Below are 24,848 nucleotides of genomic sequence, written 5' to 3'. Positions count from 1 at the left end.
TCGACCGGCCTACTTGGCCTTGTAGATGATGCCCGGATTGCACTGCACCATCTGATAGAGATCCGGCAGGCCATTGAGGGCCTCGGAGGCGCCCAGGAACAGATAGCCACCCGGCTTGAGGGTGCCGTGGATGCGCGTGAGGATGTCCTTCTTCACCTCGGCGGAAAAGTAGATCAGCACGTTGCGGCAGAACACCATGTCGAACTTGCCGAGGCTGGCATAGCTGTCCAGCAAATTCAGCGCACGGAATTCGATGCGGCTACGAATCGCCGGCTTGACCGCCCAGCGCCCCGGCTGCTGCACGTCGAAGTAGCGCTGCAGGCGCTCCGGGGACAGCCCCCGACCGATCGCCAGCGAATCGTATTCGCCGGACTTGGCCGCGGTGAGAATGGCGCCGGACAGGTCGGTCGCCACGATCTGCATGCCGCCACGCCCCTGCCCTGCCGCACTGCGCTCGAATTCGTCCATGGTCATGGACAGCGAATAGGGTTCCTGACCCGAGGAGCAGGCCGCCGACCAGACCCGCAGGCGCTGGCCGAAGGTGTTCTTGGTCAACTCCGGCAAGAGGCGGTTCTTAAGCACCTCGAAGGGATAGGTGTCGCGAAACCACAGGGTTTCGTTGGTCGTCATCGCATCGATGACCTTTTCCCGCAACCCGCCACGGGGCTGCATCTGGATGCGCTGCACCAACTCCGACAACGTCTTGATCCCTTCGGTCTCCATCAGCTTGTTGAGCCGACTGGAGACGAGGTACTGCTTGTTGTCACCGAGCAGGATCCCGCTGGATTTCTCGAGGAAATCACGAAAAAGCACAAAATCCGCGTTGACTGCTGACACTGCCGCTCCGCCTTCTGGATACCGGGATAGAGACGCCTTCACCTAGTGACTGTCGACCGCGTTGATGCGCTCGGCTACCCGGGAGGCAAGATCATCGGGGCGGAACTTGGCCAGGAAGTCGTCCGCACCGACCTTCTTGACCATCGCCTGGTTGAAGACGCCGGACAAGGAGGTATGCAGCAGTATATGCACTTTCTGCATCCGCGAATCATGACGGATTTCCGCCGTCAGGGTGTAGCCATCCATTTCCGGCATCTCGATGTCGGAAATAATCATCAGCAATTCCTCTTCCGGGCGCTTGCCTTCGGCCACCATGGCCTGGAGGTAATTCAGGGCCTGGCGGCCGTCGTTGAGGGAGATGACCTCTACCCCGACGGTTTCCAGGCAGCGACTCACCTGCTTGCGGGCCACCGAGGAGTCGTCGACGATCAGGACGCGCTTGGTGACGGCCTTGGCCTGTACCACTTCGCTGATGACGCCGGCCGACACGGTTTCGACGGACGGTGCGACTTCGGACAGGATCTTTTCCACGTCGATGATCTCGACGAGCTGGTTGTCGACCCGGGTGACGGCGGTCAGGTAGTGATCACGACCGGTGCCCTTGGGCGGCGGGTTGATGCCTTCCCAGTTCATGTTGACGATCCGCTCCACCGAGCGCACCAGGAAGCCCTGCACCTTGGTGTTGTACTCGGTGATGATCACGAAGCAGTTGTTGATGTCTTCCAGCCCACGACGACCGGTGGCCATGGCCAGGTCGATGATGGGAAAGGTGCCGCCGCGAATGCTGGCCACGCCCCGTACCACCGGACTCGATTTCGGCATCACGGTGAGTTTGGGGCACTGCAGCACCTCCTTCACCTTGAAGACGTTGATGCCATAGAGCTGCGAGCCGTCCAGGCGGAACAGCAGCAGTTCCAGACGGTTCTGGCCCACCAGTTGGGTACGTTGGTTGACTGCGTCCAATACACCAGCCATTTGGCGACTCCTCTCGTTGCCACGGACCGGTTGGAAAACTCGGCACAGGGCTTGCTTAGATGTGACTCATGAAGATCGAAGCGACGTGTTTCCGACCTATGAAGACTTCTTGCCGCTGGGCTGCGAATCTTGTGCTGATCCTGACATGCCTGGGCGGAAAGGCCTATGCAGAAGGCGACTACACCTCATCTGACGAACTTATCGGCGCCGTCGAAAGTTTTCTTGAGGAGCGCGTGCAGGAATATTTGCTGGAGACCCATTCCAACGCTCGCCATGAAACCCAGATCAACTCGCTGGATTCCCGCCTGCGCCTGGCCGCCTGCGACAAACCCCTGACGCTGTCGCAACAGGGCAATCCAATGCCGGTGGGTCGGATCAACGTCAAGGTACGCTGCGAGGGCGGCAGTCCCTGGACGGTATTCGTGCCCGCGCAGGTCAAGCTGTATCGCCCAGTGGTGGTCACGCTGCAGCCCCTGTTGCGTGGCGCGGTGCTGGACAACCAGAACGTGGCGCTGGTGGAGCGTGATGTTGGCACCCTGACCCAGGGCTACCTGACCAGCCTGGAACAGGTGATAGGCACCCAGCTGAAGCGTCAGGTGGTCAGCGAGCAGGTCCTGGCGCCGTCCTTTATCGAGCAGGCCGAACTCATTCGCAAGGGCGAGCAGGTGGTCATCAATGCCCGCAGCGCCTCCTTCAGCATCCGCATGCAGGGCGAGGCCCTCAGCGCCGGCGCCAAGGACGAAGAGATCCGGGTCCGCAACCTCAGCTCCAACCGGGTGATCCACGGTCGGGTCGTCGATCAGGGCCAGGTGGAGGTAGCCCTTTAGCGCAGGAGCCAAAAGAGGTACCTTGAACGTCCGCTTCCTGAACCTCTGCGCGTCATCCTGTCGAAGGATGTGACGGGGCGCACAGGTCTACGGCTAAAGTTTCGGCATTGCACGCCGATAAGCCGGACATGCGAACGAGACGACACGAGGATCTCCACTCATGGCTCTAGATATCAATCGCCTGAATTCGTCCTCTACTGCGGGCATAGGCAATACCAAGGCGGCGTCCACCAAGGACGTGTCCGCGGCTCAGACCAGCGACGTCAAGGCTACCCAGAGCACCGCCTCCGGCGAGTCGGTCAGCTTGAGTGCTGAAGCCAAGCAACTGAGCTCCCTGACGGCAGGGCTCAAGGATCTGCCGGTGGTCGACAGCGACAAGGTCAGCCGCCTGAAACAGGCCATCGCCGATGGCTCCTACAAGGTCGACAGCCAGAAAGTGGCCGACAAACTGATGGCGTTCGAGTCCTGACGCCCGGTTCGGCACGGCCTTTCTGACGATCGTCACTAACGTTCGAAAGGAAACCGTGCCATGCCCAATGCCACCTTGCTCGAGATCACCCGCCACGACATCGACCTGAGCGAGCAACTGCTGGCCCTGATCGAGCAGGAATTCCAGGCCTTGAGCGAGCGTCAGCTCGATCGGCTGGAAGCCCTGCTGGGCACCAAGCAGATCCTGCTCAAGCAGCTCGACCAGCATGCCCAGCAGCGCACTGCCCTGCTCCAGGCCCACGGCCTGCGCGCGGATCTGCAGGGCTTGCAAGCCCTGGCTGCGCGGCTACCCGATGGGGAAGAACTGCTGACGCTTTCCAGTCGGCTCGCGCAGCTCATGGAGCAGTGCAAGGCGCACAACGTCCGCAATGGCCAGATCATCCAGGCCAACCGATTCGTGGTCGGCAAGCTGCTAAACGTGCTGCAGGGCACCTCGGCACCCACGCTGTACAACCGTCGCGGCAGCCAGACCGGTGGCGGTTATCAGCGTCCGCTGAGTTCGGCTTGAGCTCGAAGCTTTTCCCCCAACGCGTTTTTGCTGTACAGATGGCAGCTAGCCAGTATTCTTGCTGACCGCTGTTTACAGGAGTTTCCAGGTGCAAGGTTCTTCCGCTAGCGACAACGCCGCTCAGCCACCCCAGATCTATCGCTCCAAGGGCGAGATCCTGGCCTGCCTGCGGCCGGCGCAACAGCAGCACATTCCGCTGCGGATCACCTTCAATCGTCAGGGGCAGCAATTCCAGAGCTTCGTCGTCGAAATCGACGAAGCCAAGGGACTGATCGCGCTGGACGAGTTCATCCCACGTGAAGCCGAACGCCTGCTCGAACAGGGCCAGGCGTTCCGGGTGGACAGCTTCCACGAGGGCATCAAGGTCACCTGGCAGATTGATCATCCGGTCGAGTTCAGCGAACTGGACGGCAACCGCTGCTATTGGATCGGCCTGCCCACCGAGCTCACCTATCACCAGCGGCGAAATGCCTATCGGGTCAAGCTGCTGCTGACCCAGCCGGCGACGGCCGAGTTGAGTCAGGGCAACAGCCAGATCCAGCTGCGTGGCCAACTGATTGATCTGTCGGCCACGGGCTGCAAGCTACGCTTTCCCGGCAACGTGACCCACTTGCTGCAACCCGGGCAGCGGGTCCAGAGCTTTACCGCCGAGTTGCCCATAGGCGCCATCAACACACCGGTGACCATCCGCCACGTGGCCTGTCCGGACCGCCTGGAATACAGCGACGTGGGCGTCTGCTTCGACAACCTCAGTGGCGCAGCCCAGCGCCAAGTCGAGCGCTTCATCTACCAGCTGCAGCGAGAAAATCGCCGGTTCGAGTGACCGATCGGGCGCCCACGGCTGCTGGGCGCCCTCCTCCAACTCTCAGGTCGCCTTGGATTCAGGCGGATTCCGGGGAAACTCGATCTCTTCCTGCAGAGGCGCCCCCTCCTCGGCGGGTTCCTCCTCCACGACCGGATCAGTATGCATCTGGTCGTGTACCACCTGGCTATCGACCCGTGGATCCAGCGCGGCGGCCAGCGGCGAACTGGTCGACCCTTCGGGCATCTGCACATGGCTCAAGGGCGCCTCGTCGACCAGGTGCTTGCCGGTGACTGCATCCGGCCGGATGCGCCAGATCAGGATCGCCCCGCAGAGGACGACGAAGGCATAGAGCATATTGGGTCCGACCAGATTCATCAGAGCCCCCACCACCAGCGGACCGATACAGGCACCGATGCCAAAGGTCACCAGCAGCATGGCACTCAGGGAGACCCGGCGCTCCCCTTCGATATGGTCATTGGACAGCGCCACCGCCAGCGGATACAGCACGAACTGCAGCAGGCTGGCGATGAGGCCGAGGGGTAGCAGCACCACTGGCGGCACATGGGGCAGCACGGCCAACGGCAGGGCGGCGAGAGTCAGGGCGATGGCGACCACGCGGATCAGCCAGCTGCGATCGTGCCGATCCGAAAGCCAGCCGATCGGCCACTGGGCGATCAGACCGGCGAAGATGCAGCAGGCCATGAACAGGCCGATGCGCTCGGTGGGCAGGCCCTGGGCGCTGGCATAGAGCGGCGCCAGGCCATAGAAGGAGCCGATCACCAGTCCGGCGACCAGGGTCGTCGTCAAAGACTGCGGAATCCGCTGGATGAAGAACGTGGGCTCCAGCGGCGCCGGCTTGAGCGGCGCCGGGTGGATCTTGCCGGTGACCGCTACTGGCACCAGACACAGGGCATAGCAGATGGCGACCAGCATCAGCTTGTCGACGCCGAGATCGGGCGAGAGCACCAGCACCACCTGCCCCAGCGCCAGGCCAAGGTAGGAGGCGGTCATGTAGCCGGAAAAGACCTTGCCCCGCTCGCCAGGGCCAGCCTGCTCGTTGAGCCAGCTTTCCAGCACCATGTACTGGCACATCATGCCCATGCCGATCAGTACCCTGAGCGCCAGCCACACCGGCAACCAGGGCAGCAGGCCGATGCCCAGTACCGCGGCGCCGACCACCCCGGCACAGGTCACATAGGCGCGGATATGGCCAACCTTGGCGATCAGCCGATGCCCCAGCTTGCCGCCTATCACCAGTCCTGCGTAATAGGCGGCGGTCAGAGCGCCGACCCAGAGTCCCTGCACCTGATCGGCGGCCAGTCGCAGGCCTAGATAGGTACTCAGCAGACCGGTCCCGATCAACATCAACAGCGTCGCGAAATAGAGCCCGCGAAACGCCGACAGCACACGCACCATTGCCTACTCCATCGTCTCTTGCGCATCAGGCGAGCGCGACGGGATCAGCTTCGTCGTTGCGCTGCCAACTGGGCATCCTCGCCCAAGCGTGGGTTGTAGTGGCCTGCACAGGCCTTCATCAGTACCTGCAACACCGACAGATTACCTCTGACGCTGCTGATCTTGGTGGGTACCTCGCCCTTCGGATAGCGCCGCACGGTGGGGAGTTCCACGCAGCGATAGCCCAATTTCGGTACCCGGTAGGACAGATAGGCCAGCAACTCGTAGGTGGTGAACTCGTCGCGGAACGGTGCCACGCGCGGATCCAGCAGCATGGCCCGGCTGTAGGCGCGGAAACCCTGGGTGGTGTCGGTCCAGTGGAAACCCGAGGCCAGGCTCAGCATGGGGGCATGGATGAAGCGAATGGCGAAGTCGCGGGACTTGGGGGTGTTCTCCGCCACGCCGCCAGCCAGAAAGCGCGAGGCCTGGACGAAATCGTAACCCTGCTCGATGGCTTCAATGAAGCGCGGAATGGCGTCCGGGTCGTCCTTGTCGTTGCCGTCGATGGTCACGATGCCGGTGTAACCCTCGTCGAGGACGAAGGCATAGGCGCAGCGCAGCTGGGCGCTCAGCTTGCCCGGCGCGGTCTTGACCAGCAGCCCGCGGACGCCCAGTTCCTGCAGCCGTTGCGGCTCCAGCGAGCCATCGGTGCTGCCGCCGTCGACGATGATGACATCGGCGATGTCGGCGATCCTGACCGCCGCCATGCGCCGCAGGAGATTGAGAATGCGCTCGCCTTCGTTGATGACCGGAATCACCACGCAGTGCGGGCGGCTACGGCCGTTCCAGAAGGTCGTCGAATAGCTGGGCACCTGCCAGAGGGCGCGCTCGGTGGCGGGAATTGCAGTAGTCATAGGTCCTCCAGGTTCAACCGACACGGGCCGTGATGAGGGCGACGCCGGCAATGATCAGGACGATGCCTGCCGCCGTGGTCCAGGGAAAGGCTTCGCGAAAGATCACCACCGACAGCAACGCGACGCTGGCGATGGCGCCGGCCGTCAGCACCGGATGCGCCACGTTCAGCGGCAGCTTGGCGAGGGCGGCGGCATACAGCAGAAAGGCCAGGCCATACATGAACAGCCCGAGCCAGAACGGCCAGTTGGCCAGGGCGCCCATGGGATCGCTCAGGCTGGGAAAACGCCGCGGCGGCAGCATGGCCAGTTTCACCAGCACGCTCGCCGAGGCGTTGGACGCGATGCCCAGGATCAGGATCAGCCACTTCATGCGGCAGCCTCCGGCAGGTCTCGATAGGCCTTGACCGCGACCTGGACGCCACGCTCCAGCGCGGCCAGGTTGGAGCCCTGCTTGGCTGGCAGCATCTCGATGCTGACGACCTGTTCCGGCAGGCGGCGGGTCAGGGCGAAGGCGATGCCCTCGTGGTTGGTACCGCCCTCCCCCAAGGTCACCAGGTCCGGCTCGCTGGCATGGACGTGACCGATCAGCTCCGCATGCTCTTCGAGCACGCGAGCGGCATCTTCCTCGTTGATGGTCAGGGCGCCGGTATCGAGTTGCATGCGGATCGCCGGATGCTCGACCGCCCGCACCACGGCGGCGGTGGAATCGCTGTCGATCATGAAGTTAGCGCCATAGCGGGGCGGATTCGGCTCCAGACAGATCTGCACGCCATGGGTCGCGGCCACATCGCCCAGACGGCGAAAGAAATCCCGTGCCTGTGCCAGGGCCTGGTCGTCACTCAAGCCCGAGCGATCGCGATTGCGCGGCGAACCGAACACCAGACGCGTCGCACCCAGTCCCTCGGCGACCCGGCAGACGCCCTCCAGCTGCGCCAGCAGCGCACGCTGGATGTCATCGGCGCCAAAGACATTGAGTCCGGTGGTGCCGAACAGCAGGGCCTGCATACCGGTGATCTCGATGCCGCGGGCCTGCCACTGCTGACGCACCGCCTGGATGTCCTGGGCGGTGGCCGTCTTGGGATCGGCGAAGTACTTGCCAGGCGCGATGTCGATGGCATCGACCCGGTATTGCTGCAGGATCTCGGCGACCATGGCGTCATCGGTCGGCTCCCAGGCGATATTGGAGATGGCGATGCGCATCACTGACCCTCCGCCTTGATGACCGGGGGTTCCGACTGGGCGTAGGCGCGAACCGCGAGCAGGGTGTCGCGCGCGCTGTACTGGTAGCCGTCACGCCCGCCGAAGACCTCGGCATGCACGCTGCGAAAATCGTAGCGCGCCGGCGTACCCTCCAGGGTGTTGCCGAAGTCGCGTCCGAAGCCCTGGCGGGCGATGTCCGCCACGCTGATGGGCTCGGCGGTCAGGTGCACCAGGTCCAGCCCGGCGGCCTGGGCGGTCTGGATGTCATAGCCGAGATTGACCATCGGATAGAACTGGAAGACGCCGCGACTTTCCACGGCGTGCAGGTTGTTGTCGTTGAGCAGATCATAGATCACGTTCTTGCGCAGGCCGGGACCGACCAGGCCAGGCAGGCGGACGATCAGGGCATTGGCGAAATGCTCCCGGACGAACTGCTCCAGCCGATAGCGATTGGCGCCGTAGGCGTGCAGGCCCTCTTCGTCCACCGCGGTGGTCTCATCCACCCCGAGCGGCTGCTTGAAGACGTCCACGGTGCTGATCAGCACGAAGGAATCGCACTGGATCCGCGACAGATGACCGATCAGGCCATCGATCTTCTGGCGATCGGCCTCGGGATCGCGATTGGCGATCCACTTCTGGGCAGGGGCGCCGGCGCAGATGACCTGGCCATAGGGCTGGTCGCCGATCTGGTCGATATTGGTGGAGCGAAACAGCGCGCCGAAGGCCTTCTGCTTGAGCAGCGTCGACCCCACGAAGCCGCTGTACCCTATCAATGCGTCGGTCTTCATGTTGCTCACCCCTTGGTCTTGAATCTCAGGCAATAGTCCGGTTGGCACTCCTCGACGGGATAACGCTCGTCCAGGTAGGCCTTGAGTCGTGGAAACTTGTCGTGCATGGAAATGTTGTTCAGGTTGAATGACCAGAAGGTCGTCGAATACACCACCGCCGGCGGATCGGCATGCTGCAGATCGCTGAGCAGATCGGCCTCGTAGGGCGGCGTGGCATAGACCGGATAGATGTACTTGGTACAGGCCGGCAGATCGGTCACCCCGTTGATGACCCCGTTGTTGGCCAGGTCGAACACACAGTGGGCGCCGCTCTCCAGCAGGCGCTGCGAGGCCCATTGCACCCCGGGCGTTGCCAGGGCGGCGTCATCCGGCAAGGCGGCCAGCTTCGGCACCCAGGCGAGCCCCTGGGCCCACACTCGCTCCACCGGCGACTTGTAGAGGTTGAAGGCGGCGAGCAGCACCAGCAGCGCCGCCAGGGCGGGCACCAGCAGGCGCCGGCTGAAAGCCAGCAGCGCACCAACCAGCAGTACCGCGAAGAACGGCGAGGGATTAAGTCCGACCAGCCCCAGCAGCACCGCAGCGGCAATGGCCGCGACCGCCGCGCGCGGGTGGGCCGAGATATCCCAACCGCCATTGCGCGCGAGGCGTTGCCGCCGGGCGGCATAGAGCAGGCTCAGCAGGGGGACCCAGAAACCCATCTGGATGTGCTGGAAGTCCGCGCGATTGACCCCGATCTTGAAGAAGATCGCGAGCAACACGGCCAGGGCACCGATCAGTGGCAGATCCTCGCTCCAGCGCCATGGCCAGGGCAGACAACGGATCAGGGCGAAACCTGCCAGGGCCGTGGGCACCGCCAGCAGCAGGCTCAGCGCCAGCGGCCGGGCACTCAGCCCGTAGCCCCACTGGGACGAGGTTTCCAGGAGGAAGGTCAGGTTCTTGACGTAATCGGTCAGGGCGAAGAAATCGGTACCAAAGCCAAGCCAGCCGACGGTCGCCACGAAGCTCAGCAGCGACAGGACATGCCGCCGCTGCAGGAGCAGCGTGAGCAGTACCGCCGAGCCGATGGCCAGCACCCCGGCGATGCCGCGGTCATAGGACCAGAACAGGTTGAAGCCGGCCGCTAGGCCCAGCAACACCTCGCACAGCAGTCGCCGCGGCGTGGTCTCCACCTTGCGATGCAGGCAGAAGAGGAACAGCGACAGCAGCAGGAAGAGATCGCGATAGCCCACCACCTGGGTCGCCACGGCGCCCACGGCGACCAGCAGGATCAGGCGCGCGCGGCCCTTGGGCACCGGGCACAGCAACACGGCCGTTCCCCAGAGCAGCAGTGCCGCACCGGTGTTGCACAGTCCATAGAGGATCTGGGTCACCAGGAAGGTGTGCTGGGCGCCGAACCAGGTCTCCGCCAGCCATACCGGGATGAAATCCAGGCCACCATGGATGGTGAAGGCATGGGCGCCCGGCTGACTGTGCAGCAGCGTCGGCAATGTGGCGAAATACTCCCCCTGGTGGAAGGGGTCGAGGATGACGCCCTTGCCGAACAGAAAGAAATTGATGATGGAAAAGACCAGAACGCTGATGAAGCCGGCGACGCCGGACACCCCCCTGGGTGTCGCTTCAGTGGAAGGGTTCGGCATCGAGGCGCTCCAGGGCATCGAAAATGTTGTCGATCTTGCCACCCAGCATCGAATAGCAGCCGGGCAGTTGGGGATGTTGTTCGAAGAGGATGGGACGGCCGTCGTCGCCTTCGTTCTTCATCAGAATGGTCTTCACTTCGAACAGCGAATCCCGGTACTCCACCCGCGCCGCTGCCGACATGTAGCGGGCCACGTCGCGCACCATCCAGTCCGCCCGCGAGGCGCGGTCATAGCCGTCCAGCAGCGCATAGGGATCGGTGCCATTGGCGTCTTCCCAGTTCAGGTGCGGGGTGTAGCGCACATGGGACAGGGTGTGCAGACCCCGGGCCGGGAACGGCATCATGGAAAAGAACGGCCCGTCCATGACCGTCACCCCGAGGTTGCGCAGTTCCGGAGGCATCTCCACCAGCGCCATCTCGGTGATTTCGTGGCGCAGCCGGGTAGCGGTCCCGGGGAAATCGCCACCGTACTGGTTGAGGCCGCTGTAGGTGCAGTTGAAGAGATAACGGCAATGCATCTCCTCCTGCCCGCCGGCTTCATCCACCACGTCGACCCCCAGGCCGCCGCTTTCGCCGCGGATCGCCGTCACGCGACTTTTGAGGCGCAACTCGACGCCGACGGCATCCAGTTCGCGACTGACTTCAGCGGCGAGTACGGCGGAGTTGAAGGCATATTCCTCGGTGAGATAAACCGCCTCGATCAGTCGATCGTCGAACAATCGACTTAATTCCTCGGACGCCGGTTGCAGCGACGCCTCGATCCCCTGACAGAAGCGTTCGAACTGTTTGGCCGTGACCTTGGAGTTATTGCGGGCAATGGCATACAACTTGGTGAAGTCGCGCACCACCACATCCGGATAATCGCGCAAGAAGCGCGGCAAGTTGACTCGACTGCGAAAGGCCGTGACGAAACTGCGGGGATAGTGATAACCGTTATGGACGCGTGCCTGATTGTGATAAGAGGCGCGCTTCAACAGCCCGTCTTCCCGCTCGACCAGAGTGACTTTCGCAAAGCCTCTCACGCGCATGAGATACAGGGCCGTCATGGCCCCGTAAAATCCGCCACCTATGACGATCGCATCTCTCATGATCGTCAGGCCATGCCGGATTGAGTGGCCGGCCTTGCGGCATTGCCGCCCTGCACTACTTCGACATTGAGCTTGTCACGGCGCGTCATGACCGCACTCGTGAACTCCTGGGCGACATGATAGAGCGGCCCTTCGTTGACTCTGTGGGTCAACTGCAGGACATATTCGCCGAGCACCAGCAGGACCAGCGAAATGAGAAAGAACATGCCGGACTGCTGTAATGAAATCGTCACCCAACCTGGCGCGACGTCATCCTTGAACAGGCCGATGGCGATGACGTAGATCGAATAGAGCAGATTGGACAGGGCCCCGACGATGGACAGGAAACTGACCATGCGCATGGGCTTGCGGGTGGAGGACACCAGCAACCGGGCACCGCGATCGAAGCTGCCTGACAACCGCTTGGGCTTGGTGCTGCGCGGCGGCATGCTGTATTCGAGATTGATCCGCGAGAAGCCCGCCGTCGCCGGCAGATGGCGATAGGTCAGCGCCGGCGCGGGGTGGCGCAGGATGTAATTGATGACCTTCTTGCTGAGCATCCGGTACTGAGGCGCATCCTTGGCCAGATCGACGCCGTTGAACTGCTTGTAGAGACTGTTGAAGCCCTTGGAGCAAAGACTGTAGGACAGGGTCTGCCGAACTTTCTGCTGATTGTTGGCGAACACCACGTCGATGCCACCCGCAGCCTGTTGCAACATGTCGGGCAAGAAGGCGATGTCATCGGTTTCCGGATCTATGACGACCGCGAAGTCTCCCAGCGCATTCTCCAGTCCCACCCAGGCGGCGGTATCGGAGTCCACTTCCTTGGTCAGGGCATATACCTGCAGATTGGGCAGGCCATTGATGCTGGTGAGTTGCTTCAATCGAGCTACGCTGTCATCAGAAGAGGCGTTGTCGACAATGATAAGTTCGTAGTCACTTACCAAGGGACCGATAACAGTTGCCGCGCGCTCCAGGACGCTCTGCAACTCGGTAGCCTGATTACGCACAACGAACACGACTGAAAGTAGGACGGGATAAAAGGCCATGACGCGAACCTCCAGAGGCGCTCCAGATACAAGCAATGCAGACGGTTAGCCAACGGAGAGTACAGATAAATTCGGCAGGTTTTTGTCTGCTGCTCTATGCTGTGATCACAGCCACAAATCGCCACTGGAAGAGCTTGGAAGTCGGACAAGGTCGCCGTTTTTGCCCTATCCTCCAAACTGCTGTAACGGTTCGGCAAGGGCAGTTGAAGGCGTCGGATCGCGAGGAGAGGTTCTGGAAAGGAATCTGGTGTCCCAGAGTGGGGTCGAACCACCAACCTTCCCCTTAGGAGGGGGATGCTCTATCCAATTGAGCTACTGGGACAGGAAAGGGCGCTCATGGTAACGAGCAGCGGAAGGTTTGTCATGTTCCGGTTCAGGCAGCGCGACACTGCGCGCGGGGCGGCACAGGCAGGAAGTTCTTCGGCAGCTTTGCAATTTGTTCTGTACGTCGGTAAATTGACGTCAATAAAAACAGATACCTAGGGACAGGTGGTTACAGAGTCCAAGGTGCCGTGAGTGCTAGCGGAACGAGACGAGGGCTTATGCCTTCACTGATTTTTGACTCCAGATGAAGTACCTCAATGACCCAGGCCATTAGATCCTACTCAAGCCGTACCGCTGACAAATTCGTCGTGCGTCTGCCCGAGGGCATGCGAGAGCGCATCGCGGATGTGGCCCGCAACCATCATCGCAGCATGAACTCCGAAATCATCGCGCGTCTCGAGCAGAGCTTGCAGCAAGAGGGCGCCCTTGGGGACGAACCCGGGCTTCGCCTGGACAGTCCGGAGATCACCGCCAGCGAGCGGGAGTTGCTGCAGCGCTTTCGGCAACTGTCGGGTCGCCAGCAGAACGCCCTGATCTCGCTGATCGCCCACGACATCGACGCCGCATCCTGACGGCGTCCGGGCTGCCCTGCGCCTGGGCAGCCCGCTGCACCCTGCCCTGCCCTGCCCTACATCAGGAACAGGGTGGCGAGTCCCAAGAAGATGAAGAAGCCGCCGCTGTCGGTGACCGCGGTGATCAGGACGCTCGACCCCATGGCCGGGTCGCGACCGAAGCGCTGCAGGGTCATGGGAATCAGCACGCCCATGAACGCCGCCAGCAGCAGATTCAGGGTCATGGCCCCCATCATCACCAGGCCCAGGGACCAGCTGCTGTAGAGATAGAAGGCCACCAGCCCTATCACCCCACCCCAGATGACGCCATTGCACAGGGCGACGCCCATCTCCTTGCGCAGCAGGCGCGCGGTGCTGGTCACACTGATCTGCCCCAGCGCCATGGCGCGCACGATCATGGTGATGGCCTGGTTGCCCGAGTTGCCGCCAATGCCGGCGACGATGGGCATGAGCGCAGCCAGGGCCACCAGTTTCTCGATCGAGCCCTCGAACAGGCCGATGACCCGCGAGGCGATGAAGGCCGTGATGAGGTTGGTGGCCAGCCAGGTCCAGCGGTTGCCCACCGATTTCCACACCGAGGCGAAGACGTCTTCGTCTTCGCGCAGACCGGCCATGTTGAGGACTTCGCTTTCGCTTTCCTCGCGGATCAGGTCGACCATCTCGTCGATGGTGAGACGGCCGATCAGCTTGCCGTTCTTGTCCACCACCGGTGCCGAAACCAGGTCGTAGCGTTCGAACGCCTGGGCCGCGTCATAGGCGTCGCCGTCCGGATGGAAGGCCACCGCCTCCTTCGCCATGACTTCGACCACCAGCTTTTCCGGATCGTTGACCAGCAGTCGCTTGATCGGCAGCACCCCCTTGAGGATGCTGTCGTTGTCGACCACGAACAGCTTGTCGGTGTGGTCGGGCAACTCTTTCAGCCGGCGGAGATAACGCAGCACCACTTCCAGGGCGACGTCATCGCGGATGGTCACCATCTCGAAGTCCATCAGCGCGCCCACCTGGTCCTCTTCGTAGGACAGGGCGGAGCGCACCCGCTCGCGCTGCTGGGCGTCGAGGGCCTCCATCAGTTCATGGACGACGTCGCGCGGCAGGTCCGGCGCCAGGTCGGCGAGTTCGTCGGCGTCGAGCTGACCGGCCACCGCGAGGATTTCCTGATCGTCCATGTCGGCGATCAGCGTTTCACGGACGGCGTCCGAGACCTCCAGCAGGATCTCGCCGTCACGCTCGGTCTTGACCAGCCCCCAGACGGTCAGGCGGTCTTCCTGCGGCAGGGCTTCGAGGATGAAGGCGACGTCGGCCGGGTGCAGCTCGTCCAGCCGGGCACGCAGCTCTTCGAGGCCCTCTTCGGGGATATCGGCGGGGGATACGGGGGCGCGATCGTGGTCTTCACGCGCCTCGACGGCGAGGTCGTAGCGCTCCAGCAACTCGACGACCTGGGCGAGACGCTCCTGCAGCGTCTCGTGGGGCTTTCTGATTTCTGCTTCGTTCACTACGGTCATAGCGCACTCCGGCCCGCCGGCGGAGCGCACCGACGAACCCTATCTCAACAACGGGACGAAAAAGGCGATTGAGTGTTGACTGGGTAAGTCCATAAGGGGGGATGACCACTGCCCCGGCGGGGCTGACGGCGGGGATGATACACCGGACCGGTTACGGGTGCGAACGCAAAAGGTTTTCAAAACAGCTATTTGCAAGGGCTCTGGGCCGGTATCGAAGCCGCGCTTGCAACGCTCGTCCCGCGGTCGTTAACCCGCTAAGCTTGAGCGCTACGTCAAGGAGGACGTCCCATGAAGAAGCTCGTCGTGCTCGGCCTGTTGCTGGGCTGCGCCTCTGCCCAGGCGGCCACGGTCTATCGTTGCGAAGATGCCACCGGCCACCTCACCTTTTCCACCAGCGGCTGTGCTTCGGACAGCGACAGCCGCCTGCAACGCGCGGACAATCCCCGCCCGGGCGGCGCCAGGCCCACGCTGATGGCGAAACCCAAGGCCCCTCCGCGCAAGGAGGCGCAACGCCCACCAACAGTGGTGGCAGCCAGAACGGATGGGTGCGGTGATCTGCTCAGCCCCAGCGAAAGGCGGCAGGCGATCATCCGGGGACAGGTCAGGGTCGGCATGAGCCGGGCGGACGTGGAGAACGCCCTGGGACCACCGCAGCGGATCTCCCAGCTGGACGCCCTGACTCGCTATCACTACGAGGCGCGCCAGCGCAAGGAACGCTCGCGCCTGGTGACCTTCGACGACCAGGGTTGCGTGCGTCGACGCTGACGCCCGCAACCGGCTGGCACCGCGTCAGAGCACGGCGCGGGGGTAGGAGCCGAGGACCTTGAGCGCCACGGCGCTGGTGGACAGGCGCTCCAGCACGTCGCGGATCAGCGGATCGGCCTGGTGGCCGAGGAAATCGATGAAGAAGACATAGGTCCACTTGCCGCTGCGCGAGGGCCGCGTCTCGATCCGGCTGAGGTCGATGTTGTTGGTGTGGAACGGCAGCAGCAGCTCGTGCAGGGCACCCGGCTTGTTCTGCATGGAGACGATGATGGAGGTCTTGTCGTCGCCGCTGGGCGGCACCTCCTGGTTGCCGATGATGAGGAAGCGCGTGGAGTTGTCCGGGCGATCCTCGATCTTCTGCTGCACCGGGGTCAGGCCATAGAGCGAGGCCGCCATGTCGCCGGCGATGGCCGCGCTGTTCCACTCCCCCTTCACCCGCCGCGCCGCTTCGGCATTGCTGGCCACCGCCACCCGCTCGACGCTGGGGTAGTAGGAGTCCAGCCACTTGCGGCACTGGGCCAGCGACTGGGCGTGGGAATAGATGCGGGTGATGCTGTCGGCCTTGGTATTCTCGCCGATCAGCAGGTGGTGGTGGATGCGCAGCTCCACCTCCCCGCAGATCGACAGGTTGTGCTCGAGGAAGCTGTCCAGGGTGTGGTTGACCGCCCCTTCGGTGGAGTTTTCCACCGGCACCACGCCGAAGTTGGAGGCGCCGGCGGCAACCTCGCGGAAGACCTCGTCGATGGCCGCCATGGGCCGGGTCACCACGGCCTTGCCGAAGTGCTTGAGCGCCGCGGCCTGGGAGAAGGTACCTTCCGGGCCGAGGTAGGCCACGTGCAACGGCTCTTCCAGGGCCAGGCAGCAGGACATGATCTCGCGGAACAGTCGCGCCATGTCTTCGTCACGGACCGGACCGCCGTTGCGCTCCATCACCCGCTTGAGCACCTGGGCCTCGCGCTCGGGCCGGTAGAACACGGGCTTTTCGCCCTCCGCCAGCGTTCCCATCTTGACCCGGGCCACGTCCTGGGCGCAGCGGGCACGTTCGCTGATCAGCTCCTGGATGCGTTCGTCCAGACTGTCGATACGCAGGCGCAGGGCCTTGAGCTCGTGTTCGGACATGGTCAGCCGTGCTCCTTCTCGAATTCGGCCAGATAGGTCACCAGCGCCTGGACGGCTTCCAGGGTCACGGCGTTATAGATGGAGGCGCGCATGCCACCCACCGAACGATGGCCCTGCAGATACAGCAGACCGCGCGCTTCGGCGCCCTCGAGGAAGGCCTTGTCGAGGCGCTCGTCCGCCAGGCGGAAGGGCACGTTCATCCAGGAGCGGTCGTTCTTGGCGATGGGGTTGCTGTAGAAGTCGCTGGCGTCGATGAAGCCGTACAGCAGCTCCTTCTTCTGGCGATTCAGGCGCTCCATGGCGGGCAGACCGCCCTGCTCCTTCAGCCACTTGAACACCAGGCCCGACAGGTACCAGGAGAAGGTGGCCGGGGTGTTGTACATGGAGCCGTTGTCGGCCTCGACCTTGTAGTCGAGCAGCGTCGGGCAGGCGGCGCGGGCGCGACCCAGCAGGTCTTCGCGGACGATCACCACCACCAGGCCGCTGGGCCCGATGTTCTTCTGCGCGCCGGCGTAGATCAGCCCGAAACGCGAGACGTCCAGCGGGCGCGAGAGGATGTCGGAAGAGGCATCCGCCACCAGGGGCACGTCACCCACGTCCGGAATCCAGTCGAACTCCAGACCGCCGATGGTTTCGTTGGGGGTGTAGTGGACGTAGGCGGCGTCCTTGGACAGCTGCCATTCGTGCTGCCCCGGAATGGCGAAGTAGTCGTAGCCCTTGGAACTGGCGGCGACGTTGACGGTGCCATAGTGCCGCGCCTGCTCGATGGCCTTGCGCGACCAGATGCCGGTGTCGATGTAGTCGGCCTTGCCGCCCTCGGGCATCAGGTTCATCGCCAGCTGGGCGAATTGCAGACTGGCGCCGCCCTGCAGGAACAGCACCCTGTAGTTGCTGGGGATGGCCAGCAACTCGCGCAGGTCGGCCTCGGCCTGGTTCGAGATGGCGGTGAAGTCTTCACCGCGGTGGCTCATCTCCATCACCGACAGGCCACGGCCCTGCCAATCCAGCAGATCGGCCTGGGCCTGGCGCAGCACAGCTTCAGGCAGGGCCGCCGGGCCGGCGCAGAAGTTGTAGGCACGCTTGCTCATCACTCGTCATCCTCGTTGGGCAGATCATCGCTCGGCACGTCGCTGGCACCGGGCAGCACATCGTCCTGGTCGGGTTCGTGGCTGTCGACCGGCAATTCCTTGTCGAGCACCTCGTCGTCGAGCTCGGCTTCGTGATCCAGCAGCTCTTCGTCCACCGAAGGCTCCTGCACCCGCTCCAGGCCCACCAGCTTCTCGCCCTTGCCGAGCTTGATGAGGGTGACGCCCTGGGTGTTGCGGCCGGTACGGGAGATGCCCTCGACCGGCGTCCGCACCAGGGTGCCCTGGTCGGAGATCAGCATGATCTCCTCGCCGTCCAGCACCTGGATGGCGCCGATCAGGGGGCCGTTGCGCTCGTTGATGACCATGGCGATCACGCCCTGGCCGCCACGACCACGCTGCGGGTATTCGGCCATGGCGGTGCGCTTGCCGAAGCCGTTGAGGCTGGCGGTGAGGATCTCGGCGCCCGGCTCGGGGATCAGCATGGAGATCAGCCGCTGGTTCTCGGCCAGACGCATGCCCCGCACGCCGCGGGCGGTACGGCCCATGGTGCGCACATGGCGTTCCTTGAAGCGGATGACCTTGCCACCGTCGGAGAACAGCATGACCTCGCGGGCCCCATCGGTGATGGCGGCGGCGATCAGGCTGTCGCCCTCTTCCAGCTTCAGCGCGATCAGGCCGTTGCTGCGCGGACGGCTGAACTGCACCAGCGGGGTCTTCTTCACGGTGCCGTTGCGGGTGGCCATGAAGATATAGGCGCCGGTGGGCTCGTCCTGGTCGGCATCGAGGAGTTCGCCCTCTTCGCCTTCGCTTTCGACATCGTCTTCCACCAGCACAGCGTCTTCGATGTCCAGGTTGTCGTCCTGCTCGCCCAGGTCCTCGTCACCGGCCGGCGCCTGCTGACGTATGGCTTCCAGATCGACCGGCAGCATGGCGGTGATGCGCTCGCCTTCGGCCAGCGGCAGCAGGTTGACCAGCGGACGGCCACGGGCGGCGCGGGAGGCCTCGGGGATCTCGTAGGTGCGCTTCCAGTAGACCTTGCCCAGGCTGGAGAACAGCAGCAGGGTGGTATGGCTGTTGGCGACCAGCAGGTGTTCGATGTAGTCCTCTTCCTTGACCGCCGAGGCCGAGCGGCCGCGACCGCCCCGGCGCTGGGCCTGGTAGGCGTGCAGCGGCTGGGACTTGGCGTAGCCGCCATGGGAGATGGTGACGACGCGGTCTTCCTCGGTGATGAGGTCGGCGATGGTCAGGTCCACCTGGGAGGCGATGATCTCGGTGCGACGCTTGTCGCCGAACTCGGCCTTGACCTTTTCCAGCTCCTCGCGGATGACTTCCATCAGCCGCTCAGGGTTGGTGAGGATGCGGATCAGCTCGCCGATCTGCAGCAGGATCTCCTGGTACTCGGCGATGAGCTTTTCGTGCTCCAGGCCGGTCAGGCGGTGCAGACGCAGATCCAGGATGGCCTGGGCCTGCTCGGGCGAGAGGTGATACTTGCCCTCGTGCAGGCCGTACTGCTCGGGCAGTTCGTCCGGACGGCAGGAATCGGCGCCGGCGCGCTCGACCATCTCGCGTACCGCGCTGGATTCCCAGGGCGTGGCGATCAGGCGTTCCTTGGCTTCGGCCGGGGTCGGCGAGCTCTTGATCAGCTCGATGACCGGATCGATGTTGGACAGGGCGACCGCCTGGCCTTCGAGGATGTGGCCACGCTCACGCGCCTTGCGCAGTTCGTAGACGGTGCGTCGCGTGACGACTTCGCGACGGTGGCGAATGAAGGCTTCCAGCAGTTCCTTGAGGTTCAGGGTCCGCGGCTGGCCGTCGAGCAGGGCCACCACGTTGATGCCGAACACCGTCTGCAGCTGGGTCTGGGCGTAGAGGTTGTTGAGCACCACCTCGGGGGTTTCGCCGCGACGCAGCTCGATGACCACGCGCATGCCGTCCTTGTCGGACTCGTCGCGCAGCTCGGTGATGCCTTCGATCTTCTTCTCTTTCACCAGCTCGGCGATCTTCTCGATCAGCCGTGCCTTGTTGAGCTGGTAGGGCAGCTCGGTGATGACGATCTGCTGGCGATTGGCGCTCTTGTCGATGTCCTCGACTTCGGCGCGGGCCCGCACATAGATGCGGCCACGACCGGTGCGATAGGCCTCGATGATGCCGGCGCGACCGTTGATGATGCCCGCGGTCGGGAAGTCCGGACCGGGGATGTACTGCATCAGGTCGTCGACGGTCAGCTCGCTGTTCTCGATCAGCGCCAGACAGCCATCGATGACCTCGCCGAGGTTGTGCGGCGGGATGTTGGTGGCCATGCCGACCGCGATGCCGCTGGAGCCGTTGACCAGCAGGTTGGGGATGCGCGTGGGCATCACCGCCGGGATCTGCTCGGTGCCGTCGTAGTTGGGCACCCAGTCGACGGTTTCCTTGTCCAGGTCGGCCAGCAGTTCGTGGGCGAGCTTGGACATCCGCACTTCGGTGTATCGCATGGCCGCGGCGTTGTCGCCGTCGACCGACCCGAAGTTGCCCTGGCCATCCACCAGCATGTAGCGCAGCGAGAAGGGCTGGGCCATCCGCACGATGGTGTCGTAGACGGCGGTGTCGCCGTGGGGGTGGTACTTACCGATGACGTCACCCACCACACGGGCGGATTTCTTGTACGGCTTGTTCCAGTCGTTGCCCAGCTCGCTCATGGCGTAGAGCACGCGCCGGTGCACCGGCTTGAGGCCGTCGCGCACATCCGGCAGGGCCCGGCCGACGATGACGCTCATCGCGTAGTCGAGATACGACTGCCGCAATTCGTCTTCGATATTGACCGGGAGGATTTCTTTGGCCAGTTCACCCATGAGAAGCCTGGTTCCTTCTGATCTGAAAAGCGCTAGGGCTCGTCCGCATGTCGGCCGAGCCTGATATAGGAGAGGCGAAAGCCCGTCTGGCGGCGCCTGCCACCGGCGGCGCGAAGGCGCTCCAGCCGGTTTTCAGCACTGCATCGCCGCCTGCCGAGGGCTTTCGAACAAAGCCTGTGCAAAGAGCGAAATTCTAACACATTCAGGGATGTATCCGCCCCTGGCGATCACCTCAATGCAGGCGGCGCCGATTCATCAGCTCGGCCATCTTCTTGGCGTCCGGACGCTCCACCACCCCGCGCTCGGTGACGATGGCGTCGATGAGATCGGCCGGGGTCACGTCGAACACCGGATTGAAGGCCTCGACCTCGGCGGCGATGCGCTGGCCACCGGCTTCCAGCAACTCGTGACCGGCGCGCTCCTCGATGGGGATGTCGTCACCGGACGCCAGATTCATGTCGATGGTGGAGCTGGGCGCCACCACCATGAAGCGCACGCCGTGGTGCATGGCGATGACCGCCAGGTTGTAGGTGCCGATCTTGTTGGCCACGTCGCCGTTGGCGGTGATCCGATCGGCGCCGACGATCACCCAGGCGACGTTGCGCGTCTTCATCAGGTGCGCCGCGGCGGCATCGGCGTTGAGGCTGACCGGGATGCCCTCGCCGGCCAGCTCCCAGGCGGTCAGGCGCGAGCCCTGCAGCCAGGGGCGGGTCTCGTCGGCGTGGACGCATTCCACCAGGCCGTCCAGGTGCGCGGCGCGCAGGACGCCCAGGGCGGTGCCGAAACCACCGGTGGCCAGGGCGCCGGTGTTGCAGTGGGTAAGGAAGGTCTGCTTGCTGGCGTCGTGCTTGCGGATCAGCTCGACGCCCAGCTGGGCCATGGTCAGGTTGGCCTCGCGATCGCTCAGGTGGATGGCCACCGCCTCGGCTTCCAGCGCCGCCAGGGCGCCCTCCCCGGCCATGCGCGTCAGGCGCTCGCGCATCCGGTTGAGCGCCCAGAACAGATTGACGGCGGTGGGACGCGAAGCGGCCAGCAGTTCGAAGTCGGCACTGACGGTGGCTTGCCAGTCCTCACCCGCCGCGGCACGCTGCCGGGCACCCAGCACCACGCCATAGGCGGCGCTGATGCCGATGGCCGGCGCGCCGCGTACCAACATGTCGCGGATGGCCTGGGCCACCTCGGCGGCGCTGTGACAGGCGACCCAGTGTTCGCGCAGCGGCAACAGGCGCTGGTCGAGCAGGTGCAGGGCACCGTCCCGCCATTCGATCGCCTTGATCTTTTCCGCCGCCAGCAGACGCTCTCGCATGATCTCTCCTCGACCTGAATCTGTAGCCAGCCAGTATACCGGCATCGGCGTGCGGATTTAGCGGTAGCGCCGCAAGGACCGCTATACTGCCGGCTCGCCCCCCTTGGAACCGCCGCCGATGCCCACCCCCGCGCCCCTGGACCTCTTGTTGCTCCCCAGCTGGATCGTGCCGGTGGAGCCTGCCGGAGTAGTCCTGCGCGATTACGCCCTGGGCGTGCGCGACGGCTGCATCGCCCTGCTCGCGCCACGTAGCGAGGCCCTGCGCCAGCCGGCCAAGGAGACCCTGGAGCTGCCGGGCAAGGTGCTGATCCCCGGGCTGATCAACGCCCATGGTCACGCCGCCATGACCCTGTTTCGCGGCATGGCCGACGACCTGCCGCTGCAGACCTGGCTGCAGGATCACATCTGGCCCGCCGAAGGGCGCTGGGTCGACGAGGACTTCGTCCGCGACGGCACCACCCTGGCCATCGCCGAGCAGATCCGCGGCGGCATCACCTGCTTCTCGGACATGTATTTCTACCCCCAGGTGGCCTGCGAGGCGATCCATCGCACCGGGGTGCGCGCTCAGGTCTGTCTGCCGATCCTCGACTTCCCCATTCCCGGCGCCCGCACTGCGGACGACATGATCCGCCGTGGCCTGGAACTGTTCGACGACATGAAGCTGCACGAGCGCATCAGCGTGGCCTTCGGCCCCCATGCGCCCTATACCGTGGCCGACGCCAAGCTCGAACAGATCCTGGTCTTGGCCGAGCAACTGCAGGCACCGATCCAGATGCATGTCCACGAGACCGCCTTCGAGGTGGAGCAGGCGCTGCAGCAGACCGGTGAGCGGCCGCTCAGCCGGCTGCGGCGACTGGGCCTGCTCGGGCCGCGCTTCCAGGCGGTGCACATGACCCAGGTGGACGACGAGGATCTGGAAAACCTGGTCGAGACCAACAGCCATGTCATCCACAGTCCAGAATCCAATCTCAAGTTGGCCAGCGGCTTCTGCCCGGTGGAGCGGCTCTGGCAGGCCGGCGTGAACGTCGCCATCGGCACCGACGGCGCGGCCAGCAACAACGATCTCGATCTGCTCGGCGAGACCCGTACCGCCGCCCTGCTGGCCAAGGCCGTGGCCGGCTCGGCCACTGCCCTGGATGCCCACCGTGCGCTGCGCCTGGCCACCCTGAACGGTGCCCGCGCCCTGGGTCTCGAGCGCTGCCTGGGCTCGCTGGAAGTCGGAAAGGCCGCCGACCTGACCGCCGTCGACCTCAGCGGCCTCGCCCAGCAGCCGCTCTACGACCCCGTTTCGCAACTCATCTATGCCACCGGCCGCGACCGCGTCAGCGACGTCTGGGTCGGCGGCGTGCCGCTGCTGCGCCAGAGCGAACTCGTGCGCCTGGACGAGGCCGAACTCATAGCCAATGCGCAGCAGTGGGCCACCCGTATCCAGCAGGGCGCCTGACGCGCCCCGCTCCCTTGCCTTTGGAGAACCCCATGTCCAACGTCGATAACGCCGAGATCGCCAAGTTCGAGGCCCTCGCCTACCGCTGGTGGGACCGCGAGAGCGAATTCAAGCCGCTGCACGACATCAATCCGCTGCGCGTCAACTGGATCGACCAGCACGCGGGCCTGGCCGGGAAGAAGGTGCTGGACGTCGGCTGCGGTGGCGGCATCCTCAGCGAGGCCATGGCCCAGCGCGGTGCCCAGGTGACCGGCATCGACATGGCCGAGGCGCCCCTGGCCGTCGCCCGCCTGCACCAGCTGGAATCCGGCGTGCCGGTGGAGTACATCCAGGAGACCACCGAGGACCACGCGCGCAAGCACGCCGGCACCTATGACGTGGTGACCTGCCTGGAGATGCTCGAGCACGTGCCGGATCCCTCCTCGGTGATCAAGGCCTGCCACGATCTGGTCAAGCCGGGCGGCCAGGTGTTCTTTTCCACCATCAACCGCAATCCCAAGGCCTATCTGTTCGCCATCGTCGGTGCCGAATACGTGCTGCGCTTGCTGCCGCGGGGCACCCACGATTTCCGCAAGTTCATCCGCCCCTCGGAACTGGGTGCCTGGGCCCGTGCCGCCGGCCTCAACCTGCGCGACGTCATCGGCCTCACATACAACCCGCTGACCAAGAGATACAAGCTCGAAGGCGACGTGACGGTGAACTACATGGTGCGCACCCAGCGCGAGGACTAGGCCATGCGTCTGCAAGCGGTCCTCTTCGACATGGACGGCACCCTGCTCGACACGGCGCCGGACTTCATCGCCATCATCCAGGGCATGCGCCAGGACAGGGGCCTCGCGCCCGCCGATGAGGCCCGCCTGCGCGGCGTCATCTCCGGTGGTGCCAAGGCGATGATCCTGGCCGGCTTCGAGATCGACCCCCTGGGCGTCGAACTCGAACCCCTGCGCCTGGAGTTTCTCGAGCGCTACCAGACGCAATGCGCGGTCCACACCCGGCTGTTCGACGGCATGGACGAAATCCTGCGCGATCTCGACGCCGCCCGGTTGCGCTGGGGCGTGGTGACCAACAAGCCGGTGCGCTTCGCCGAGCCGATCATGCAGCGCCTGGGCCTGGCCGAGCGCTCGGCCTGCCTGGTCTGCCCGGACCATGTCACGCACAGCAAGCCGGATCCGGAGATGGTGCTGCTGGCCTGCCGGCAACTGGACGTGGATCCGCAGACCGCCCTGTTCATCGGTGACGACCTGCGCGACATCGAATCCGGTCGCGCCGCCGGCAGCAAGACGGTGGCAGCGCGCTACGGCTACATCCATCCGGACGACCGCCCCGAGCACTGGGGCGCCGACGCCATCATCGACCATCCGCTGGAACTGCGCGCCCTGCTCGATCGCGCGCTGTGCGGCTGCTAGA

At 64.3% G+C, this 24,848-nt stretch carries 24 protein-coding genes and 1 tRNA gene; 9 read left to right on the top strand and 16 right to left on the bottom strand.

Features of this window, described 5'->3' with window-relative positions:
- Nucleotides 1-9 precede the first annotated feature (9 nt).
- Both cheR and ACZ5R1_RS07340 read right to left on the bottom strand, forming a co-directional pair.
- Complete coding sequence (cheR, locus tag ACZ5R1_RS07345; protein ID WP_027601640.1) at nucleotides 10-837, bottom strand: protein-glutamate O-methyltransferase CheR; 828 nt, start codon at nucleotides 835-837, stop codon at nucleotides 10-12.
- Between the two features lie 42 nt (nucleotides 838-879).
- Nucleotides 880-1,812 carry a chemotaxis protein CheV gene (locus tag ACZ5R1_RS07340; protein ID WP_007160449.1) on the bottom strand — a complete coding sequence of 311 codons (933 nt, stop codon included), beginning with the start codon at nucleotides 1,810-1,812 and terminating at the stop codon, nucleotides 880-882.
- A 98-nt stretch (nucleotides 1,813-1,910) separates the two neighbouring features.
- Here ACZ5R1_RS07340 and flgA point away from each other — a divergent pair, with 98 nt between their 5' ends.
- The 4 genes from flgA (at nucleotide 1,911) to ACZ5R1_RS07320 (ending at nucleotide 4,459) form a co-directional block, all read left to right on the top strand.
- Complete coding sequence (gene flgA / locus ACZ5R1_RS07335; protein ID WP_081398847.1) at nucleotides 1,911-2,639, top strand: flagellar basal body P-ring formation chaperone FlgA; 729 nt, start codon at nucleotides 1,911-1,913, stop codon at nucleotides 2,637-2,639.
- A gap of 160 nt (nucleotides 2,640-2,799) precedes the next feature.
- On the top strand, nucleotides 2,800-3,108 hold the full coding sequence (gene flgM / locus ACZ5R1_RS07330) for a flagellar biosynthesis anti-sigma factor FlgM (protein WP_027598038.1): 309 nt from the start codon (nucleotides 2,800-2,802) through the stop codon (nucleotides 3,106-3,108).
- A gap of 60 nt (nucleotides 3,109-3,168) precedes the next feature.
- Nucleotides 3,169-3,636, top strand: coding sequence for a flagella synthesis protein FlgN (locus ACZ5R1_RS07325; RefSeq protein ID WP_074584329.1), 468 nt, complete (start codon nucleotides 3,169-3,171; stop codon nucleotides 3,634-3,636).
- Nucleotides 3,637-3,724: 88 nt separating this feature from the next.
- Nucleotides 3,725-4,459 (top strand): flagellar brake protein, encoded by a 735-nt coding sequence (locus ACZ5R1_RS07320; RefSeq protein ID WP_077172390.1) that lies wholly within the window; start codon nucleotides 3,725-3,727, stop codon nucleotides 4,457-4,459.
- A 42-nt stretch (nucleotides 4,460-4,501) separates the two neighbouring features.
- Here the strand turns inward: ACZ5R1_RS07320 and ACZ5R1_RS07315 are convergent, their stop codons facing one another.
- The 9 genes from ACZ5R1_RS07315 to ACZ5R1_RS07275 all read right to left on the bottom strand — a co-directional run bounded on the left by ACZ5R1_RS07315 (nucleotide 4,502) and on the right by ACZ5R1_RS07275 (nucleotide 12,812).
- On the bottom strand, nucleotides 4,502-5,857 hold the full coding sequence (locus ACZ5R1_RS07315) for an MFS transporter (protein ID WP_077172389.1): 1,356 nt from the start codon (nucleotides 5,855-5,857) through the stop codon (nucleotides 4,502-4,504).
- Nucleotides 5,858-5,901: 44 nt separating this feature from the next.
- The gene (locus tag ACZ5R1_RS07310; protein ID WP_027598042.1) at nucleotides 5,902-6,750 is read right to left on the bottom strand and encodes a glycosyltransferase family 2 protein; all 849 of its coding nucleotides are present in this window, start codon (nucleotides 6,748-6,750) and stop codon (nucleotides 5,902-5,904) included.
- Nucleotides 6,751-6,763: 13 nt separating this feature from the next.
- Nucleotides 6,764-7,120, bottom strand: a complete 357-nt coding sequence (locus ACZ5R1_RS07305) for an SMR family transporter (protein ID WP_007160456.1) — start codon at nucleotides 7,118-7,120, stop codon at nucleotides 6,764-6,766.
- A complete protein-coding gene (locus ACZ5R1_RS07300; protein WP_267399860.1) occupies nucleotides 7,117-7,950 on the bottom strand; it encodes a sugar phosphate isomerase/epimerase family protein in 834 nt (277 codons plus the stop codon). Before ACZ5R1_RS07300 ends, ACZ5R1_RS07305 begins: the two co-directional genes overlap by 4 nt.
- Nucleotides 7,950-8,738, bottom strand: a complete 789-nt coding sequence (locus tag ACZ5R1_RS07295; protein WP_037007070.1) for an NAD-dependent epimerase/dehydratase family protein — start codon at nucleotides 8,736-8,738, stop codon at nucleotides 7,950-7,952. Before ACZ5R1_RS07295 ends, ACZ5R1_RS07300 begins: the two co-directional genes overlap by 1 nt.
- A 5-nt stretch (nucleotides 8,739-8,743) precedes the next feature.
- Entirely contained in the window at nucleotides 8,744-10,375 is a 1,632-nt protein-coding gene (locus tag ACZ5R1_RS07290; protein ID WP_222932029.1) for a hypothetical protein, read from the bottom strand.
- On the bottom strand, nucleotides 10,356-11,420 hold the full coding sequence (locus ACZ5R1_RS07285) for an FAD-dependent oxidoreductase (protein ID WP_391564048.1): 1,065 nt from the start codon (nucleotides 11,418-11,420) through the stop codon (nucleotides 10,356-10,358). The genes ACZ5R1_RS07290 and ACZ5R1_RS07285 overlap by 20 nt, the downstream gene beginning before the upstream one ends.
- A 47-nt stretch (nucleotides 11,421-11,467) precedes the next feature.
- On the bottom strand, nucleotides 11,468-12,490 hold the full coding sequence (locus tag ACZ5R1_RS07280; protein WP_027598048.1) for a glycosyltransferase: 1,023 nt from the start codon (nucleotides 12,488-12,490) through the stop codon (nucleotides 11,468-11,470).
- Between the two features lie 245 nt (nucleotides 12,491-12,735).
- A tRNA-Arg gene (locus tag ACZ5R1_RS07275) sits at nucleotides 12,736-12,812 on the bottom strand.
- A gap of 259 nt (nucleotides 12,813-13,071) precedes the next feature.
- Between ACZ5R1_RS07275 and ACZ5R1_RS07270 the strand changes: the two genes are divergently transcribed.
- Nucleotides 13,072-13,386 (top strand): Arc family DNA-binding protein, encoded by a 315-nt coding sequence (locus tag ACZ5R1_RS07270; protein ID WP_007160462.1) that lies wholly within the window; start codon nucleotides 13,072-13,074, stop codon nucleotides 13,384-13,386.
- Between the two features lie 56 nt (nucleotides 13,387-13,442).
- Here the strand turns inward: ACZ5R1_RS07270 and mgtE are convergent, their stop codons facing one another.
- Nucleotides 13,443-14,888, bottom strand: coding sequence for a magnesium transporter (mgtE, locus tag ACZ5R1_RS07265; RefSeq protein ID WP_186354089.1), 1,446 nt, complete (start codon nucleotides 14,886-14,888; stop codon nucleotides 13,443-13,445).
- Between the two features lie 288 nt (nucleotides 14,889-15,176).
- Between mgtE and ACZ5R1_RS07260 the strand changes: the two genes are divergently transcribed.
- A complete protein-coding gene (locus tag ACZ5R1_RS07260) occupies nucleotides 15,177-15,653 on the top strand; it encodes a DUF4124 domain-containing protein (protein ID WP_340245902.1) in 477 nt (158 codons plus the stop codon).
- 24 nt (nucleotides 15,654-15,677) lie between these two features.
- Here ACZ5R1_RS07260 and pheA read toward each other — a convergent pair whose 3' ends face one another.
- The 4 genes from pheA to mtnA form a co-directional block, all read right to left on the bottom strand.
- On the bottom strand, nucleotides 15,678-16,772 hold the full coding sequence (gene pheA, locus ACZ5R1_RS07255) for a prephenate dehydratase (RefSeq protein ID WP_027598051.1): 1,095 nt from the start codon (nucleotides 16,770-16,772) through the stop codon (nucleotides 15,678-15,680).
- 2 nt (nucleotides 16,773-16,774) lie between these two features.
- A complete protein-coding gene (gene serC, locus ACZ5R1_RS07250; RefSeq protein ID WP_044340945.1) occupies nucleotides 16,775-17,860 on the bottom strand; it encodes a 3-phosphoserine/phosphohydroxythreonine transaminase in 1,086 nt (361 codons plus the stop codon).
- Nucleotides 17,860-20,691, bottom strand: a complete 2,832-nt coding sequence (gyrA, locus tag ACZ5R1_RS07245) for a DNA gyrase subunit A (protein ID WP_027601631.1) — start codon at nucleotides 20,689-20,691, stop codon at nucleotides 17,860-17,862. The genes serC and gyrA overlap by 1 nt, the downstream gene beginning before the upstream one ends.
- Before the next feature lie 232 nt (nucleotides 20,692-20,923).
- Nucleotides 20,924-21,997 (bottom strand): S-methyl-5-thioribose-1-phosphate isomerase, encoded by a 1,074-nt coding sequence (mtnA, locus tag ACZ5R1_RS07240; RefSeq protein WP_007160468.1) that lies wholly within the window; start codon nucleotides 21,995-21,997, stop codon nucleotides 20,924-20,926.
- Nucleotides 21,998-22,115: 118 nt separating this feature from the next.
- Between mtnA and ACZ5R1_RS07235 the strand changes: the two genes are divergently transcribed.
- From ACZ5R1_RS07235 to mupP, 3 genes are read left to right on the top strand one after another with little or no spacing between them, the layout of a single operon-like run.
- The gene (locus ACZ5R1_RS07235) at nucleotides 22,116-23,441 is read left to right on the top strand and encodes a TRZ/ATZ family hydrolase (protein WP_007160469.1); all 1,326 of its coding nucleotides are present in this window, start codon (nucleotides 22,116-22,118) and stop codon (nucleotides 23,439-23,441) included.
- A 32-nt stretch (nucleotides 23,442-23,473) separates the two neighbouring features.
- Entirely contained in the window at nucleotides 23,474-24,172 is a 699-nt protein-coding gene (gene ubiG, locus ACZ5R1_RS07230; protein WP_007160470.1) for a bifunctional 2-polyprenyl-6-hydroxyphenol methylase/3-demethylubiquinol 3-O-methyltransferase UbiG, read from the top strand.
- Nucleotides 24,173-24,175: 3 nt separating this feature from the next.
- A complete protein-coding gene (mupP, locus tag ACZ5R1_RS07225) occupies nucleotides 24,176-24,847 on the top strand; it encodes an N-acetylmuramic acid 6-phosphate phosphatase MupP (RefSeq protein WP_316857668.1) in 672 nt (223 codons plus the stop codon).
- Nucleotide 24,848: the final 1 nt, after the last annotated feature.

It is taken from the genome of Pseudomonas sp. Pso3 (assembly GCF_055393275.1).
The sequence above is the reverse complement of the archived record's forward strand: the minus strand, read 5'-3'. Positions and strand labels throughout refer to the sequence as shown.

Bases quoted from the DNA above. Each gene is read 5' to 3' on its own strand.
- ACZ5R1_RS07235 (WP_007160469.1), top strand. From the start codon at position 22,116: ATGCCCACCCCCGCGCCCCTGGACCTCTTGTTGCTCCCCAGCTGGATC.
- pheA (WP_027598051.1), bottom strand. From the start codon at position 16,772: ATGTCCGAACACGAGCTCAAGGCCCTGCGCCTGCGTATCGACAGTCTG.
- ACZ5R1_RS07290 (WP_222932029.1), bottom strand. From the start codon at position 10,375: ATGCCGAACCCTTCCACTGAAGCGACACCCAGGGGGGTGTCCGGCGTC.
- flgM (WP_027598038.1), top strand. From the start codon at position 2,800: ATGGCTCTAGATATCAATCGCCTGAATTCGTCCTCTACTGCGGGCATA.
- ACZ5R1_RS07280 (WP_027598048.1), bottom strand. From the start codon at position 12,490: ATGGCCTTTTATCCCGTCCTACTTTCAGTCGTGTTCGTTGTGCGTAAT.
- mupP (WP_316857668.1), top strand. From the start codon at position 24,176: ATGCGTCTGCAAGCGGTCCTCTTCGACATGGACGGCACCCTGCTCGAC.
- ACZ5R1_RS07315 (WP_077172389.1), bottom strand. From the start codon at position 5,857: ATGGTGCGTGTGCTGTCGGCGTTTCGCGGGCTCTATTTCGCGACGCTG.
- ACZ5R1_RS07285 (WP_391564048.1), bottom strand. From the start codon at position 11,420: ATGACGGCCCTGTATCTCATGCGCGTGAGAGGCTTTGCGAAAGTCACT.
- ACZ5R1_RS07300 (WP_267399860.1), bottom strand. From the start codon at position 7,950: ATGCGCATCGCCATCTCCAATATCGCCTGGGAGCCGACCGATGACGCC.
- ACZ5R1_RS07295 (WP_037007070.1), bottom strand. From the start codon at position 8,738: ATGAAGACCGACGCATTGATAGGGTACAGCGGCTTCGTGGGGTCGACG.
- ACZ5R1_RS07270 (WP_007160462.1), top strand. From the start codon at position 13,072: ATGACCCAGGCCATTAGATCCTACTCAAGCCGTACCGCTGACAAATTC.
- flgA (WP_081398847.1), top strand. From the start codon at position 1,911: ATGAAGACTTCTTGCCGCTGGGCTGCGAATCTTGTGCTGATCCTGACA.
- ACZ5R1_RS07305 (WP_007160456.1), bottom strand. From the start codon at position 7,120: ATGAAGTGGCTGATCCTGATCCTGGGCATCGCGTCCAACGCCTCGGCG.
- serC (WP_044340945.1), bottom strand. From the start codon at position 17,860: ATGAGCAAGCGTGCCTACAACTTCTGCGCCGGCCCGGCGGCCCTGCCT.
- ACZ5R1_RS07325 (WP_074584329.1), top strand. From the start codon at position 3,169: ATGCCCAATGCCACCTTGCTCGAGATCACCCGCCACGACATCGACCTG.
- mgtE (WP_186354089.1), bottom strand. From the start codon at position 14,888: ATGACCGTAGTGAACGAAGCAGAAATCAGAAAGCCCCACGAGACGCTG.
- ubiG (WP_007160470.1), top strand. From the start codon at position 23,474: ATGTCCAACGTCGATAACGCCGAGATCGCCAAGTTCGAGGCCCTCGCC.
- mtnA (WP_007160468.1), bottom strand. From the start codon at position 21,997: ATGCGAGAGCGTCTGCTGGCGGCGGAAAAGATCAAGGCGATCGAATGG.
- ACZ5R1_RS07310 (WP_027598042.1), bottom strand. From the start codon at position 6,750: ATGACTACTGCAATTCCCGCCACCGAGCGCGCCCTCTGGCAGGTGCCC.
- gyrA (WP_027601631.1), bottom strand. From the start codon at position 20,691: ATGGGTGAACTGGCCAAAGAAATCCTCCCGGTCAATATCGAAGACGAA.
- ACZ5R1_RS07260 (WP_340245902.1), top strand. From the start codon at position 15,177: ATGAAGAAGCTCGTCGTGCTCGGCCTGTTGCTGGGCTGCGCCTCTGCC.
- ACZ5R1_RS07340 (WP_007160449.1), bottom strand. From the start codon at position 1,812: ATGGCTGGTGTATTGGACGCAGTCAACCAACGTACCCAACTGGTGGGC.